Annotated in this window: 14 protein-coding genes; 7 read left to right on the top strand and 7 right to left on the bottom strand. The window is 64.1% G+C overall.

Going from position 1 to position 14,545, the window contains the following annotated elements; all coding sequences use genetic code 11:
- Nucleotides 1–22: 22 nt before the first annotated feature.
- From QO034_RS04430 to QO034_RS04420, 3 genes are all read left to right on the top strand, one after another.
- The gene (locus QO034_RS04430; RefSeq protein WP_284484298.1) at nucleotides 23–1,030 is read left to right on the top strand and encodes an ABC transporter permease; all 1,008 of its coding nucleotides are present in this window, start codon (nucleotides 23–25) and stop codon (nucleotides 1,028–1,030) included.
- Nucleotides 1,031–1,118: 88 nt separating this feature from the next.
- On the top strand, nucleotides 1,119–2,009 hold the full coding sequence (locus tag QO034_RS04425) for an ABC transporter permease (protein ID WP_284484490.1): 891 nt from the start codon (nucleotides 1,119–1,121) through the stop codon (nucleotides 2,007–2,009).
- A gap of 207 nt (nucleotides 2,010–2,216) precedes the next feature.
- On the top strand, nucleotides 2,217–3,275 hold the full coding sequence (locus tag QO034_RS04420) for a YeeE/YedE family protein (protein ID WP_284484297.1): 1,059 nt from the start codon (nucleotides 2,217–2,219) through the stop codon (nucleotides 3,273–3,275).
- 14 nt (nucleotides 3,276–3,289) lie between these two features.
- Here the strand turns inward: QO034_RS04420 and QO034_RS04415 are convergent, their stop codons facing one another.
- The 6 genes from QO034_RS04415 to QO034_RS04390 all read right to left on the bottom strand — a co-directional run bounded on the left by QO034_RS04415 (nucleotide 3,290) and on the right by QO034_RS04390 (nucleotide 10,911).
- Nucleotides 3,290–4,783 (bottom strand): protein kinase domain-containing protein, encoded by a 1,494-nt coding sequence (locus QO034_RS04415; protein ID WP_284484296.1) that lies wholly within the window; start codon nucleotides 4,781–4,783, stop codon nucleotides 3,290–3,292.
- 87 nt (nucleotides 4,784–4,870) lie between these two features.
- Nucleotides 4,871–6,151, bottom strand: coding sequence for a DUF3422 family protein (locus tag QO034_RS04410; protein WP_284484295.1), 1,281 nt, complete (start codon nucleotides 6,149–6,151; stop codon nucleotides 4,871–4,873).
- Between the two features lie 192 nt (nucleotides 6,152–6,343).
- Nucleotides 6,344–7,777, bottom strand: coding sequence for an NAD(P)(+) transhydrogenase (Re/Si-specific) subunit beta (locus QO034_RS04405; RefSeq protein ID WP_284484294.1), 1,434 nt, complete (start codon nucleotides 7,775–7,777; stop codon nucleotides 6,344–6,346).
- Between the two features lie 16 nt (nucleotides 7,778–7,793).
- Nucleotides 7,794–9,365 carry a Re/Si-specific NAD(P)(+) transhydrogenase subunit alpha gene (locus QO034_RS04400; RefSeq protein ID WP_284484293.1) on the bottom strand — a complete coding sequence of 524 codons (1,572 nt, stop codon included), beginning with the start codon at nucleotides 9,363–9,365 and terminating at the stop codon, nucleotides 7,794–7,796.
- 117 nt (nucleotides 9,366–9,482) lie between these two features.
- Nucleotides 9,483–9,932, bottom strand: a complete 450-nt coding sequence (locus QO034_RS04395) for a methyltransferase family protein (protein ID WP_284484292.1) — start codon at nucleotides 9,930–9,932, stop codon at nucleotides 9,483–9,485.
- Between the two features lie 31 nt (nucleotides 9,933–9,963).
- Nucleotides 9,964–10,911, bottom strand: coding sequence for an MBL fold metallo-hydrolase (locus tag QO034_RS04390; RefSeq protein WP_284484291.1), 948 nt, complete (start codon nucleotides 10,909–10,911; stop codon nucleotides 9,964–9,966).
- A 129-nt stretch (nucleotides 10,912–11,040) separates the two neighbouring features.
- Here QO034_RS04390 and QO034_RS04385 point away from each other — a divergent pair, with 129 nt between their 5' ends.
- The 4 genes from QO034_RS04385 to kynA are packed head-to-tail and all read left to right on the top strand — an operon-like array spanning nucleotide 11,041 to nucleotide 14,326.
- Nucleotides 11,041–11,793 (top strand): SDR family NAD(P)-dependent oxidoreductase, encoded by a 753-nt coding sequence (locus QO034_RS04385; protein WP_284484290.1) that lies wholly within the window; start codon nucleotides 11,041–11,043, stop codon nucleotides 11,791–11,793.
- 24 nt (nucleotides 11,794–11,817) lie between these two features.
- Nucleotides 11,818–13,011: a kynureninase gene (kynU, locus tag QO034_RS04380; RefSeq protein ID WP_284484289.1), complete on the top strand. Its 1,194-nt coding sequence runs from the start codon at nucleotides 11,818–11,820 to the stop codon at nucleotides 13,009–13,011.
- Nucleotides 13,008–13,496: a GNAT family N-acetyltransferase gene (locus tag QO034_RS04375; protein ID WP_284484288.1), complete on the top strand. Its 489-nt coding sequence runs from the start codon at nucleotides 13,008–13,010 to the stop codon at nucleotides 13,494–13,496. The genes kynU and QO034_RS04375 overlap by 4 nt, the downstream gene beginning before the upstream one ends.
- Entirely contained in the window at nucleotides 13,493–14,326 is an 834-nt protein-coding gene (gene kynA, locus QO034_RS04370) for a tryptophan 2,3-dioxygenase (protein ID WP_284484287.1), read from the top strand. Before QO034_RS04375 ends, kynA begins: the two co-directional genes overlap by 4 nt.
- Nucleotides 14,327–14,338: 12 nt before the next feature.
- Here the strand turns inward: kynA and QO034_RS04365 are convergent.
- Nucleotides 14,339–14,545, bottom strand: a 207-nt coding sequence (locus QO034_RS04365; protein ID WP_407696723.1) for a transposase, incomplete at its 5' end; no start/stop codon positions are given.

Genomic DNA, 14,545 nt, shown 5'->3' with positions numbered 1-14,545 from the left:
CCAAGCCGCAAAGGCGCGCAGAATGCTGACCTTCACCATTCGACGTTTGGTTCTGGCCATACCGACCCTGCTTTTCATCAGCCTGGTGATTTTCCTGCTGCTTGAACTCGCCCCCGGCGACCCGATGGCGCAGGTGCCGCTGACGGTGCCGCCGGAAGTGAAGGAACAGATGCGCATCGCCCTGGGACTGGGCGAACCGATTCATATCCGTTTCTGGAAATGGCTGGTGCAGTTCTTCTGGATCGAGCCTCAGGTGCTGATCGACCATATCCTCGGCACGCGTTTCTCGACCGGAGACCCGCGGGTGATCAGCTGGCAGACCCGCTCGCCGGTCATGGATATCGTCGTGCAGCGCATTCCGCAGACGCTCTGGGTTGTCGGAACCGCCTATGTCGTCGGCATCCTGATCGCGCTGCCGATCGGGATCTATTCCGCCTACCGCCAGTATTCCTGGTTCGATCAGGCCGGCACTTTCGTGTCGATGATCGGGTTTTCCGTGCCGCCGTTCTTTTCCGGCGTGCTGGTCATAGTGATCTTTTCGGTGAACCTCGGCTGGTTCCCATCCATCTATGACACCACGTTGCAGGTGGTGGACTGGGCCAGTTTCAGGCAGCAGCTGATGCAGATGGTTCTTCCGGTGATGGTGCTGGCGCTCCAGATCACCGCCCAGATCAGCCGGTTCATGCGGGCCTCGATGCTCGACAACCTCAACCAGGATTACGTGCGCACGGCCCGCGCCAAGGGGCTGAGCGAATATACCGTCGTCATGCTGCATGTTCTGCGCAACTCGATGATCCCCGTGGTCACGGTGATCGCGCTTGGCGTGCCGTCGATCTTCGGCGGCGCGATCATCACCGAACAGGTGTTCAAGGTGAACGGGATCGGACAGCTTCTGATCGGCGCGATCCAGGCCAACGATCTGCCCATGGTGCAGACCCTGGCCTTCATCTTCGCGGTGCTGATCGTGCTCTTCAACCTGATCGCCGATGTGCTCTATGGCATTCTTGACCCGAGGATCCGCTATGACTGAATCGCTGCACGACAAAGCGACCGATCCCAAGGACGAAATCGCCTCGCTGGCCGCGCATGACCCGGTCGCGGCCATCGTCCGCGGCCCGATGCCCGACCGCCCGCCGCGCAGCCAATGGCTGGACGTCTGGGACCAGTTCAAGTCCCACAAGGGCGCGCTCTGGGGCGGGATCATCTTTCTGATCATCGTTCTGGGCGTCTTCATCGGGCCGCTGTTATGGAGCGTCGAACCCACCTTCATCGACATTCGTTCCCGCAACCAGGGGCCAAGCCTCGCTCACCCCTTCGGAACCGACCAGCTTGGGCGGGACATTCTGGCGCGGATGATGGCCGGCGGGCAGATTTCCGTGGCGGTCGGCATGGCGGCGATGTCGCTGGCGCTGTTTCTCGGCTCGTTCGTCGGCGTGATCGCCGGGTTCTTCAGGCGGCTGGACGGGCCGCTCATGCGGCTGACCGACCTGTTTCTGGCCCTGCCTCTATTGCCTTTGCTGCTGGTGATGATGCTGCTGTTCCGCGAACCGCTGAACGCGGCCTTCGGGCCGGAACAGGGGATCTTCATCCTCATCGTCGGCGCCATCGGCATCACCAGCTGGATGCCGACCGCCCGTATCGTGCGCGGCGACGTGCTGGCCCTGAAGGAACGCGAATTCGTGCTCGCGGCGCGCAGCATCGGGACCACCAACACCAAGATGATCACCCGGCACATCCTGCCGAACGTGCTGAGTCCGATCATGGTTTCGGCCACCCTGGGCATCGCCAACGCGATCATCACCGAAAGCGCACTGTCTTTCCTCGGGCTCGGTTTTCCACCCGATTTCCCCACCTGGGGGCGGCTGCTGTTCGACGGCACCGACTACCTTCAGCAATATCCGGAACGGGTGATCTGGCCGGGTATCGCCATCTCGATGACGGTGCTCAGCGTCAACTATCTCGGCGACGGGCTGCGCGATGCCCTGGACCCGCGCATTCGCGGGCGCTGAGGGCAAATAAGAACGATTCCGGCCGGAGGGCGGCCCGGCGGCGGATTCCGTTCGGGCGCGAAGCCCGCACCGGAAAACCGATTGCAATTCCACGCTCAAATCGAAACGATTGTTCTCCCAATCCGGTGAAAAGTGCGGTTTCTGCGACTTGAAAGTCCCAACCCGTTGCGCAATGAGAACGCTTGGTCTGAATCGCCGGGGGTCGCCATGTTCGAGACATTGGGATTTGAAAATGCCACGCCAAGAGAAGTGAGCGTGCTGCTGGCGCTGGGTCTTGGCGTCGTGTTCGGTCTGCTCGCGGAACGCACACGGTTCTGTTTCCGGCGCGCCCTGGTCGGGGAAGATCGCCGTGCCGCCCTGGGAATCTGGCTGACGGCGCTTGCCGTGGCGGTGCTGGGCACCCAGTCCGCCGTTTCCGCGGGCTGGATCACGTTCGAAGAACACCGCTTTATGGCCACCGATCTGCCCATCGCCGCCATCCTGCTGGGCGGGCTGATGTTCGGCGCCGGCATGGTGTTGACCCGCGGTTGCGTGTCCCGCCTGACCGTCCTGGGCGGGTCGGGAAACCTGCGCGCCCTTTCGGTGTTGCTGGTCTTCGCCGTCGTTGCCCATGCCACGCTCAAGGGTGTTCTCGCTCCGCTGCGCACCACGCTTGGAGCCATCACCGTGCCGCTGGGCGACATGGTGTCTCTGGCCGCCCTGCCCGGCGGTCCGTTGTTCTGGACCGGCCTGATCGTCGTTGCCGCGCTCGCCGTTGCCATCCGTTCCGGCGCGGGCATCCTGCCTCTCGTGCTGGCGGGGCTGATCGGGCTTCTGGTGCCTCTGGCCTGGGTCGGAACCGGCTTCGTGCTGCTGGATGAATTCGACCCGATCGCGATGGAAAGCCTTTCCTTCACTTCGCCCGCCGCGGACACATTGTTCTTCGGCATCGCATCGACGTCGATCCCGGCGGGCTTTGGCGTCGGGCTGATCGGCGGCGTCCTTGCCGGTTCGCTCGTTGCATCGCTGCTGTTCGGCAGTTTCCGCTGGCAGAGTTTCGAATCCCCGCGCCAGACCGGGCGTTACATGGCCGGTGCCGGGCTCATGGGGGTTGGCGGCGTGCTGGCCGGCGGCTGCACCGTCGGCGCGGGCCTGTCCGGCGTGCCGACCCTGAGCATCGCGGCGCTGGCGGCCATCCTGTCGATCGCGGCCGGAGGTCTGGCGACCAACGCGCTTCTCGGCCGCCCGGCCGGAAGCACCGCCGCGCGGTTCAGCCCGGCGGAATAGCGACGCGCCGCCCCTCAGAACAGGCGGCGCATGCCTTCCACCGCCGCAACCACGCCGGCGACAAGGGTGGTCAGGGACAGCGCCCGCGCGATCAACGTTTCGTAGTTCATCCACCATGGCCTGAGCGACCGCGCAACCTGCATGTGCAATTCGTTCAGCATCGCCAGCGCGCGGAACCTGTCATCGGCGGTTTCGGCACCGGCATATTCCTTCGCAAGCGCCACCATCGTCACTGACAGCATGTCCTCGGACCGTTTCCCGGCGAGCTCGCGGTAGGCGTCGATCCTGAGACATATGGTTTCGGTCAACCGATCCCTGGCGTCGGGGGCATTGATCAGATCCAGCGCCCGGAACGGCAGGGCGACATCCGCCCGCGACGCCCTGGAGCGAATGAACCGGGCGACGAAAAAGCTCGACGCGACCAGCATAACGCCCCCCGCAACAAGAACGATCCCCAGCAGATGCGGCGACTGCAAGATCTGCTCGCGGAACGCCCTGACCGAACTCTCCTCAAACAACATCGCCCCGATGACGAGGAACCCCGTCACGCAAACGACCGTCAAGATCCAGGGCAGCAGCCTTCGGCCGCTTCGGGCGACAGCGCGTGTCGGCTCGCCGGAAATGGAAGGCGAAAGCGTTGGCGCAGGCGGGCGCGATGGCGCTGTCGAAGACGGCAGCGCCGGATCGGCGGGGAAACCGGCCGCAAGCGCCATGTCCATCAAGGCGTCGATCGCCGCGATGGCATCGATCGCGTCGGGCCGCCGGGCCGGGTCCGGTGCCAGCATATCGGCCAGCAACGGGCGCAGCGACGACGGCGCGGCGCTGACATCGGGTGTCTTCGGGTATTGCCGGACGAGATCGGAGATCGAGTCGCCCCGGCGAAAACTCTGTCCGGTCACGGCCTCGAACAGAACCGCGCCAAGAGCCCAGATATCGGAGGCACCGCTTTGCGGAGCGCCGGTGATCTGTTCGGGCGACATGTAAAGCGGCTTGCCCGCGAATTCGCCCGCCACCGTCGTCCTGCCGATCCGGCTGTCCGCGATCAGATCGCCGATCGCGTCAAAATCGATCAGAACCGCCCCGTTGCCGGACAGGATGATGTTCTCCGGGCTGATGTCGCGGTGGACGACGCCTTTCTGATGCGCCGCGGACAATCCGGCCAGGATATCGCGCGTCATCGACAGGGCCGCGTCACGCGCAATCGGGCCGGAGCCCAGCCGCTGCTTCAGGCTGTCGCCCTCGACATAGTCGTAGATCAGCGCATCCGGACCGGAATCGTCAGGCAGAAAGGCAATGAACCTTTGCAGGTGCGGGTTGTCCAAACTTCGGGCGAGCGCCACTTCGCGCAGACAGATATCCCGGCTGGATCCTTGCAGGGGACGGACCTTGACCACGACACGGCGGGCGGTTCGGGCATCCAAGGCGGACCATGTCTCTCCCAGACTGCCCCGCCCCAGCCGCCGCCAGTCGGTGAAACGGCCCTTGGTATCGCGGATCGGTGCGGTCACGCTTTTGCCTGCCTCATGGAACTGCTTCCCGATGCAGCCTGCCAAAAAATGCCGACGCTGTCATTTGGTTTGCACAAGTGTGACGGGTCAGCCGATCCGGCGCCTGATCCGGCGCACCATCCACCAGACCAGCCCCACCACCGGCAGCGTTACCAGGGCGGTGAGCATTCCCTTGCTCACCCCTGTGAGTTCTGTCACCGGATAGAGCAGATAGCTTGCCAGCGACACGCCGTAGTAGCTGATCGCCACGACGGACAGACCTTCGACGGTGTGTTGCAGGCGCAATTGCAGATCGGCGCGGCGGTCCATGCTTTCCAGCAGCGCCTGGTTCTGGGCGCTGCGGTCCACGTCCACGCGGGTGCGCAGCAGTTCGCCGGCGCGGATCGCCCGGTCCGCCAGCGCCTGCAGGCGGGCTTCGGTCGACTTGACGGTGCGCATCGCCGGCTCGTATCGGCGCATCATGAACTCGGCGAAGGTCTGACGCCCGCGGAACCGGGTTTCCCGCAACGCCGTGATCCGCTGGGTCACGATCGCCTCGTAGGCGCCGGTCGCGCCGAACCGGAACGAGGAGCGCGCCGCCATGGTCTCGAGTTGCGCAGAGATCGACAGCAGCTCCGGCAGGGTGACTTCGGGCGAGGTCCCGCCGCCAGTCATTTCCATCATGAGTTCGGTCAGCTGATTGTCCAGGGCCGAAATCGGCGCCGACAGGTCGCGCGCCCGTGAGAAGCCGAGCATGGACATGGATTTGTAGGTTTCGATTTCGCAGATCCGCTGAACCACGCGCCCGATACGTCGCTGGCCGGTCTCCGGGCTGACGAAGATCGCGAAACGCAGGTGCCCTGCCGGATCGATCCTGAAATCGCCCCCGACCACGGCCGCGCCTTCGAGAACCTCCGCCACCGCCAGGCTTTCCGGCACGAACCAGTCGCCCAGGGCCATGTCGATGTCATCGTCCGGCGGGCGCGGCTGGATCCGCAGCATCGCCGAGGTGGCACGCTGTCCGGGGGCCTTGGCGAGCCAGTCCTCGGGGAAGACCGCGAAATCCGCCGGGTCGAAGGGGCGCGCGCCCACGCCATCGAAGAAGGCGGTGTAGGTCACGAATTCGGTGTGCTGTTCCCATTTCAGAACATGCCGTCCGATACGCCCGGAATAATGCGTGGCGCCTGGCTGAGGATGCGGCGCGCCGTGCCGGTCCAGAAGCGCGGTCAGATGCGCGAGATCCGCCGCACGGTCGCGGCTCACCGCCTCGGTCGGCTGCTTGATCGCGATATACGTGACCGTGCAATGCGCCGACATCCGCGGGAACGGACGGGCGTGCAGTTCGTTGGCCAGTTTGTAGCGCAGCGGATGGTCTTCAATCGGCGGCATCGGGAACCTCGTTTGCCGCAGTCTAGACCAAGCCATCCAGAATTGGAAGTTCTTGTTTTTTATCAGTCAGTTAAAGGAATACAATCGTATACCGACGCCACGGTTTGGCACCTGATGTCGAACTGATCCGTCAAAATGAATACCCCGCCGGAGGTCCGGCGGGGTCATGTTGCGAAAAAGGCTCCGCCAGGATCAGTCGATCATTGGAAGCAGCTTGTCCAGCGACGCCTTGGCATCACCATAGAACATCCGGGTATTGTCCTTGAAGAACAGCGGGTTCTCGATTCCCGAATAGCCCGTCCCCTGGCCGCGCTTTGACACGAACACCTGCTTGGCCTTCCAGCATTCCAGAACCGGCATGCCGGCGATGGGACTGTTCGGATCGTCCTGCGCCGCGGGGTTCACGATGTCGTTCGAGCCGATCACGATGGCGACGTCCGTATGCGGGAAATCGTCGTTGATCTCGTCCATCTCCAGCACGATGTCATAGGGCACCTTGGCTTCGGCCAGCAGCACGTTCATGTGCCCCGGCAGACGCCCGGCGACCGGGTGGATCGCGAAGCGCACGTTCTTGCCCTTGGCCCGCAGTTTGCGCGTCAGTTCGGCCACGGCCGCCTGCGCCTGTGCCACCGCCATGCCGTAGCCGGGGATGATGATGACGCTGTCGGCTTCGTTCAGGGCCGAAGCGACACCGTCGGCTTCGATCGCGATCATTTCGCCTTCGACCGCCATCTGTTCGCCGGCGGGACCGCCAAAGCCGCCCAGGATCACCGAGATGAACGACCGGTTCATCGCCTTGCACATGATGTAGGACAGAATCGCACCGGAAGACCCGACCAGAGCCCCGACCACGATCAGAAGGTCGTTGCCAAGGCTGAAGCCGATGGCCGCCGCCGCCCAGCCGGAATAGCTGTTGAGCATCGACACCACGACCGGCATGTCCGCGCCGCCGATGCCCATGATCAGGTGATAGCCGATGAAGAAGGCCAGCAGCGTCATCAGGATCAGCGTCCAGATGCCGGCATCGTTGAAATACATGATGCCGAGAACCGCCGAAAGAAACGCCGCACCCGCATTCAGCACATGGCCGCCCGGCAGTTTCTTCGCTGCGGTATCGACCTTGCCCGCGAGCTTGCCAAAGGCGATGACGGAACCGGTGAAGGTGACGGCCCCGATGAACACGCCGAGGAACACCTCGACCCGCAGGATCGCGATCTCCACGCTGTCCTTCTTGGCCAGCAGCGCGGCAAAACCGTCGAGTCCCTTGCGCGCGGCATCATCCATCGCCATCACGCGCGACAGTTCGATATCGGCGTTGAATCCGACGAACACGGCGGCAAGACCGACCAGGGAATGCATCGCCGCGACAAGCTGCGGCATCTCGGTCATCTGCACCCGCTGGGCCACGACGACCCCGATGGTTCCGCCCGCCGCGATCAGCAGTATCGACAGCAGCCAGAGGCCCGCGCCCGGTCCGATCAGCGTCGCCGCCACGGCCAGTGCCATGCCGACGATGCCATACCAGACGGCGCGTTTCGCGCTTTCCTGACCGGACAGCCCGCCCAGGCTGAGGATGAAGAGGATGGCTGCGACCACATAGGCCGCCGTTGTAAATCCGAAGTCCATTGTCCCTACCCCTCGCTTACGATTTCTGGAACATGGCGAGCATGCGCCGTGTCACGAGGAAGCCGCCGAAAATGTTGATGCCGGCCATGAAGACCGACAGCGCGGCCAGAACGATCACGAGGAACGACCCCGAACCGATCTGCATGAGCGCACCCAGAATGATGATTGACGAAATCGCGTTGGTGACCGCCATCAGCGGCGTGTGCAGGCTGTGCGCCACGTTCCAGATCACCTGGAAGCCGACGAACACCGCCAGAACGAACACGATGAAATGCTGCATGAAACTGGCCGGAGCGACAAGCCCCACGCCCAGAAGCAGCACCGCGCCGACGGCGAGCAGCGTGACCTGGCTGCGCGTCTGCGCCTTGAAGGCCGCGATTTCCTGCGCCCTTTTCTCTTCGGGCGTCAGTTCCGGCTTGGTCGCCTTGGGCTTGGCCGCGATCGCCTGAACCTTTGGCGGCGGCGGCGGGAAGGTGATTTCGCCGTCGAACGTCACGGTCGCGCCACGGATCACGTCGTCTTCCATGTCGTGCTTGATCTGGCCGTCCTTCTCGGGGGTCAGGTCGGTCATCATGTGACGGATATTGGTGGCATAGAGCGTCGATGCCTGCGCCGCCATGCGCGACGGGAAATCGGTGTAGCCGATGATCGTCACGCCGTTGTCGGTCACGATCTTCTCGTCGGCCACGGTCAGCTTGCAGTTGCCGCCCTTTTCCGCCGCAAGGTCCACGATCACGGAGCCGGGCTTCATGGATTTGACCATGTCCTCGGTCCAGAGCTCCGGCGCTTCCCGGTTCGGGATCAGCGCCGTGGTGATCACGATGTCCATGTCCGGAGCAAGTTCTCGGAACTTGGCCAGCTGCGCTTCGCGGAATTCGGGGCTGGACACGGACGCATATCCGCCGGTCGCCGCGCCGTCCTGCTGTTCTTCCTCGAAATCGAGGAAGACGAATTCGGCTCCCATCGATTCGACCTGTTCCGCCACTTCCGGGCGCACGTCGAACGCATAGGTGATCGCGCCGAGACTGGTGGCCGTGCCGATCGCGGCCAGGCCCGCGACGCCTGCTCCCACCACCAGAACCTTGGCCGGGGGCACCTTGCCCGCAGCGGTGATCTGGCCGGTGAAGAAACGGCCGAAGTTGTTGCCCGCCTCGATCACCGCGCGATACCCGGCGATATTGGCCATCGACGACAGGGCGTCCATCTTCTGCGCGCGGCTGATGCGCGGCACCATTTCCATCGCGATGACATTGGCGCCCTTGGCTTTCGCGGCCTCCATCCCGGCCTCGTTGGCCGCAGGATTAAAGAATGAAATCAAGGTCTTGTCCTTGGTGAGACGCTTGAGTTCGGTTTCGTTGGGCTGGCGCACCTTGGCGACGATGTCGGCCTCTTTCCAGAGCGCGGCGGCGGTCTTGATCACCTCGACGCCAGCGCCTTCATAGGCCTCGTCCGAGAACCCCGCCCCGAGACCGGCGCCGGTTTCGATCAGGCACTCGTACCCCAGCTTCTGCAGGGCCAGCGCAGAGTCCGGTGTCATCGCGACACGGCGTTCGCCGTCAAACGTTTCTTTCGGTGTTCCTATCTTCACCTCATGTCCCCCTCGTTGCCCGGTTCGGGCGCAATTTCAGCTTGTCATGTGTCTTAACAGCACATCGCAAGGCGCGACAGCCTCGACTTGCTATACAATGGTCGGTGGGCGCGCAAATCAGACCCAGCGTCGCACCTTGCGCTCATATCGCGCGAATTCCATGCGAAAAGTCCGCCGCATCCGGTCTTCCTCGCCCAGGATGAAGCGTTTTTCGATGATCCAGACGAAGATCGGCACCAGCGGCAACGCCAGCACCGCGTCAAACCGCAGGATGATCCCCGCCAGAAGCAAGGCGTCGCCCAGGTAGACCGGGTTGCGCGTCCGGCTGAAGATGCCGCTTTGGATCAGCCGGGTGGGCGTCCGGTGCGGCAGGATCGTCGTGCGATGCCGCCGGAACTCCGACAGGGCCAGCAGCATCAGCAGCACCCCACCACCGATCAGCACCCCGCCGACGAAGTCCGCCCAGGGCCCGCCAAAACTCAGGCCAAACGGGAAATAGGCGGCCTGCGCCCAGGCCAGTGCGATGAAAGCCAGCAGCCAGACCGGCGGCAGATCGATCCATTTCATCGCGCATCACCCCCGGCGCGTCTGGCGGCCGTCATTCCCACTCCATCTCCTCATAGACCCGGCCCGCATTCTTGGTGGCCAGTTCTTCGAACGTGTCCAGATGGGCCCAATTGGACTGATCGACGTAATAGGCTCCGGCGAGATCACCGCCCGCGTCGATATGGTCCCTGATCTTGGCCCGCAGGTCCACGAGATAATCGCGGGTATAACGGCGCACCTGCGCCAGGTTGGTCGGATGCCCGTGCCCCGGAATCACGTAGGTCGGATTCAGCGGTTCCAGCGCCTGTTCCCAGGTTTCGATCCAGCAACTTGTGCAGGTGCTCTCAAAGATCGGCGGCATCCGTTCGTGAAACGCGATGTCCCCGGCGATCATGATCTGCCAGTCAGGAATCCAGACCTGAATGTCGCCGGGATCATGCGCCGGGCCAAGATGCAGCACCTTGATCGTCACGCCCCCCAGGGATGCATCGTATTCGTCGGAAAAGGTGAGGTTTGCATGTTCCACCCGGCTGCCTTCGGCCTTGTCGCGATTGTAGCCTTCCATGCCCTGAAAGATGAAATCGCCGTTCTCGCGGGTTTCCGCCACCGCGTCCTCATGGGCGAGGATATCGACCCCCTGGTCCCGCCAATAGCCGTTGCCGAGCATCGCATGGCCCTGCCCGTTCTCGTTGATCACCAGAACGACCGGCTGGTCTGTCACGGCCTTGATCTCGTCATGCAGCGCCGCGGCAAGGCGGCTGGACGCACCGGCGTTGATCACGATCACACCGGCGTCGGTGACGATGAAGGACAGGTTGTTGTTGTGGCCGGAATTCTCATAGGTCGGCGGCGCGGTGGCCCCGATCGCGGAAAACACATGCGGGATGACCTCGACCGGCTTGGAATAGAGCTCGGACTGCGGATACTGGTCGGCGATGTCCTCGCTCGACCAGACCGCACTGGCTGCGGCGGCCATCGCGATGGCAAACGGGTATTTCATTTTGCATTCCTTCCTTGCTTCGCCACACATTCACAGAGGCGAATGAGTATGTAAAGTGACGACACAGGGCGTCTTGTCACAGCCGGAACAGCGGATAGGGTGCAGGCAGGTCAAGGGAGGACACGTAAAATGGCACTTGCAGGCAAACACGCGCTGGTGACGGGCGGCGGCACCGGGATCGGGCTCGCCATTGCGCGGGCGCTGGCGGCGGATGGCGTTCAGGTGACGATCACCGGACGGCGGCAGGAGCGGCTGGACGAGGTCGCGACCGAGGGCATGGCCGGACTGGCGATGGACGTGCGCGACGAAGAGGATGTCGTGGCCAAGATCGCCGCCGCGGTCGACGCCCGCGGACCGGTGCAGATCTGCGTCGCCAATGCCGGCATCGCCGAGGGCCGCGCCCTGCACAAGACCACGATGGAATTCTGGCGCAACATGATGGCGACCAACCTGGACGGCGCTTTCCTGACGATCCGGGAATGCCTGCACGGGATGCGCCAGACCGACTGGGGGCGGGTCATCACCGTTTCGTCCATCGCGGGGGTGCGCGGATTGCCCGGCGCGGCCTGCTATACGGCGTCCAAGCACGGGCTGATCGGCCTGACCCGCGCGCTGAGCGAGGATTACATCGGCAAGCCATTCACTTTCAACGCGCTCTGTCCCGCCTATGTCGATACGCCCATCGTCACGCGAAACACCGACAGTATTTCGCAGCGGGCCGGTATCAGCGAGGAAGAAGCCCGCGCCATCATGGTCAACGCCAACCGCCACAAGCGGCTGATCGCGCCGGAAGAGATCGCCGCCGCAGCCATGTGGCTGGTGCGCCCCGGATCGGAAAGCGTCAACGGGCAGACCATCGAAATTGCCGGCGGGCAGATGTAGGCAGCATCCGGAAAGGACCAAGCTATGACCGATTTTGCGGCCACCAAGGCGATGTTTCACCTACCCGAGGGCGTGCTCTATCTCGACGGGAACTCTCTCGGCCCGCTGCCCAAGGCCGCACCGGCCCGGATTCAGGCGATGCTGACCGAGGAATGGGGCGAGATGCTGATCACCGGCTGGAACCGGGCCGGATGGATGGCGCAGCCGATGGGACTTGGCGACAGGGTCGGCAAGCTGATCGGGGCCGAACCCGGACATGTCGTTCTCGGCGACACGCTGTCGATCAAGGTCTACCAGGCGCTTGCCGCCGCGCTGGCGCTGGTGCCCGACCGGCGCGTCGTGCTCAGCGACAGCGGCAACTTCCCTTCCGATCTCTACATGGCCGAAGGGCTGCTGGGATTGCTGGGTCCGGACTATGAACTGCGGGTCGTCGCGCCGGAGGACGTCGCCGACGCCATCACCGAAGACGTCGCCGTCCTGATGCTGACCGAAGTGGATTACGGGACCGGGCGGTTGCACGACATGGCCGGCCTGACGCGCCGCGCCCATGCGGCCGGTGCCGTCACGGTCTGGGACCTGGCCCATTCGGCCGGGGCGATTCCCGTCGATCTGGCCGGGTCCGGCGCCGATTTCGCGGTCGGCTGCACCTACAAGTATCTCAACGGCGGCCCCGGCGCGCCGGCCTTCATCTATGTCGCGCCGCGCCACGCCGGCCATGCGCTCCCGGCCCTGTCGGGCTGGCTCGGCCATGCAGCGCCGTTCGATTTCCACAGGAAATACCGCCCCGGAGCAGGCGTCGAACGGATGCGAGTCGGCACGCCACCGATCCTCCAACTGGCGGCGCTCGAAAGCGCGCTCGACATCTGGGACATGGCGGACATGGGGGATGTGCGTGAAAAATCGCTCGCTCTCTGCGCGCATTTCATCGACGCGGTCGAAGCCGCCTGCCCGATGCTGACGCTTGCCAGCCCGCGCGACGGAGCGCGGCGCGGCAGCCAGGTGTCGTTCCGTTTTGCCGACGGCTATGCCGCCATGCAGGCCCTGATCGACCGCGGTGTGATCGGCGATTTCCGCGCGCCGGACATCATGCGGTTCGGCTTTACACCGCTGTATATCGACGAAGCCGATGTCACGGCCGCCGCCGCCATCATTGCCGACGTGATGACGAACCGGCTTTGGGACCGGCCGGACTACAAGGTCCGCGCCGCCGTCACATGACGGCCCTTGTCCGGCCCTACCAAGCCGAGGACTGCGCCGCCTGCTGGGCCGTCTTTCACCGGGCCGTGCAGATCGGGGCGCGGAACCACTATACCGAAGCCCAGCGAAACGCCTGGAGCCCGTCGATGCCGCGCCCCACGCGGAGCCGATGCGCCCGTCTCATGCAGGCGATGACGCTGGTCGCATGCGACCCGGTGGACAATACGGTCATCGGTTTCATGTCCCTGCTCGGCGACGGGCATCTGGACATGGCCTTTGTCGAACCGGACCGGATGGGGCGCGGCGTCGCCGGAATGCTCCATGACGGGATCCTGGCCCGTGCGCGCGAAAACGGATTGACGCGCCTGACGACGGATGCCAGCCACCTCGCGCGCCCGTTCCTGATGCGTCGCGGCTGGCGGGTGATTGCGCCGGAAACGATCGGACGCAAGGGAATTGAACTGGAGCGCTTTCGCATGGACCTGCAGATCGGAGACAGGCAATGACCGACCCATTTGACCCGGCGACGGACGGCGCGCAAATGTCGTTTGACGGGCGCATGTCCTATGGCGACTACCTGCGCCTGACAACGCTGCTGGACGCGCAGCACCCGCTGTCGGATGCGCATGACGAAATGCTGTTCATCATCCAGCACCAGACATCGGAGCTGTGGATGCGCCTGGCGATCCACGAACTCACCGCCGCGCGCGCCGCCCTGCAAGGCCCCGACCGGCGGCCGGCGTTCAAGATGCTGGCTCGGGTGGCGCGGATTTTCGAGCAACTCAACAGCGCCTGGGACGTGCTGCGCACCATGACGCCAAGCGACTACACCACCTTTCGGATGGCGCTCGGGCAATCCTCCGGGTTTCAATCCCATCAATACCGGCAGATCGAATTCCTTCTGGGCAACCGCAATCCGGCGATGCTGCGTCCCCATGCCCACCGGCCGGAGATCACCGCGCTGTTGACCGCCGAACTGGCCCGCCCGTCGCTTTACGACGTGGCGCTCGGCGCGCTGAACGAGGCGGTGCCTCTGCCGGACAGCGTTCTGGCACGGGAGGTGGCCCGCCCCTACGAGGCGCAGGAAGCTGTCGCCACGGCCTGGACGGTCGTCTACCGCGATCCGCAGACCCACTGGGAACTCTACGAACTGGCGGAGAAACTGGTCGATCTCGAAGACTACTTCCGCCGCTGGCGGTTCAATCATGTGACCACGGTCGAACGTGTCATCGGGTTCAAGCGTGGCACCGGCGGCACCGGCGGGGTCAGTTACCTGAAGCGGATGCTCGAGGTGGAACTGTTTCCCGAACTCTGGCACTTGCGGACAGATCTCTAGGCGGCGTCTGCATTAGGCGAGCCATGTCATAGCACAGGCAAGGGCAACGAATGCCCGAAAGGACGAGATTGTCTTTTCGCAGCGCAGCGCGATACGATGGAACCGTTTGATCCGATTGAAGAAACACTCAACCAGGTGACGCTCCTTGTAGAGTGCCCAGTCGATCCCCTTGCCGCCGCTGCGCGATGGGTTCTGCTTGATCTGCGCGGTCGCGCCCAG

This window comes from Sedimentitalea xiamensis, from assembly GCF_030164465.1.
Taxonomy (GTDB): domain Bacteria; phylum Pseudomonadota; class Alphaproteobacteria; order Rhodobacterales; family Rhodobacteraceae; genus Sedimentitalea; species Sedimentitalea xiamensis.
The sequence above is the reverse complement of the archived record's forward strand: the minus strand, read 5'-3'. Positions and strand labels throughout refer to the sequence as shown.

Coding starts and splice junctions, on each gene's coding strand:
- QO034_RS04375 (WP_284484288.1), top strand. CDS start 13,008: ATGACGGCCCTTGTCCGGCCCTACCAAGCCGAGGACTGCGCCGCCTGC.
- QO034_RS04430 (WP_284484298.1), top strand. CDS start 23: ATGCTGACCTTCACCATTCGACGTTTGGTTCTGGCCATACCGACCCTG.
- QO034_RS04390 (WP_284484291.1), bottom strand. CDS start 10,911: ATGAAATACCCGTTTGCCATCGCGATGGCCGCCGCAGCCAGTGCGGTC.
- kynU (WP_284484289.1), top strand. CDS start 11,818: ATGACCGATTTTGCGGCCACCAAGGCGATGTTTCACCTACCCGAGGGC.
- QO034_RS04420 (WP_284484297.1), top strand. CDS start 2,217: ATGTTCGAGACATTGGGATTTGAAAATGCCACGCCAAGAGAAGTGAGC.
- QO034_RS04425 (WP_284484490.1), top strand. CDS start 1,119: ATGCCCGACCGCCCGCCGCGCAGCCAATGGCTGGACGTCTGGGACCAG.
- QO034_RS04395 (WP_284484292.1), bottom strand. CDS start 9,932: ATGAAATGGATCGATCTGCCGCCGGTCTGGCTGCTGGCTTTCATCGCA.
- QO034_RS04410 (WP_284484295.1), bottom strand. CDS start 6,151: ATGCCGCCGATTGAAGACCATCCGCTGCGCTACAAACTGGCCAACGAA.
- QO034_RS04385 (WP_284484290.1), top strand. CDS start 11,041: ATGGCACTTGCAGGCAAACACGCGCTGGTGACGGGCGGCGGCACCGGG.
- kynA (WP_284484287.1), top strand. CDS start 13,493: ATGACCGACCCATTTGACCCGGCGACGGACGGCGCGCAAATGTCGTTT.
- QO034_RS04405 (WP_284484294.1), bottom strand. CDS start 7,777: ATGGACTTCGGATTTACAACGGCGGCCTATGTGGTCGCAGCCATCCTC.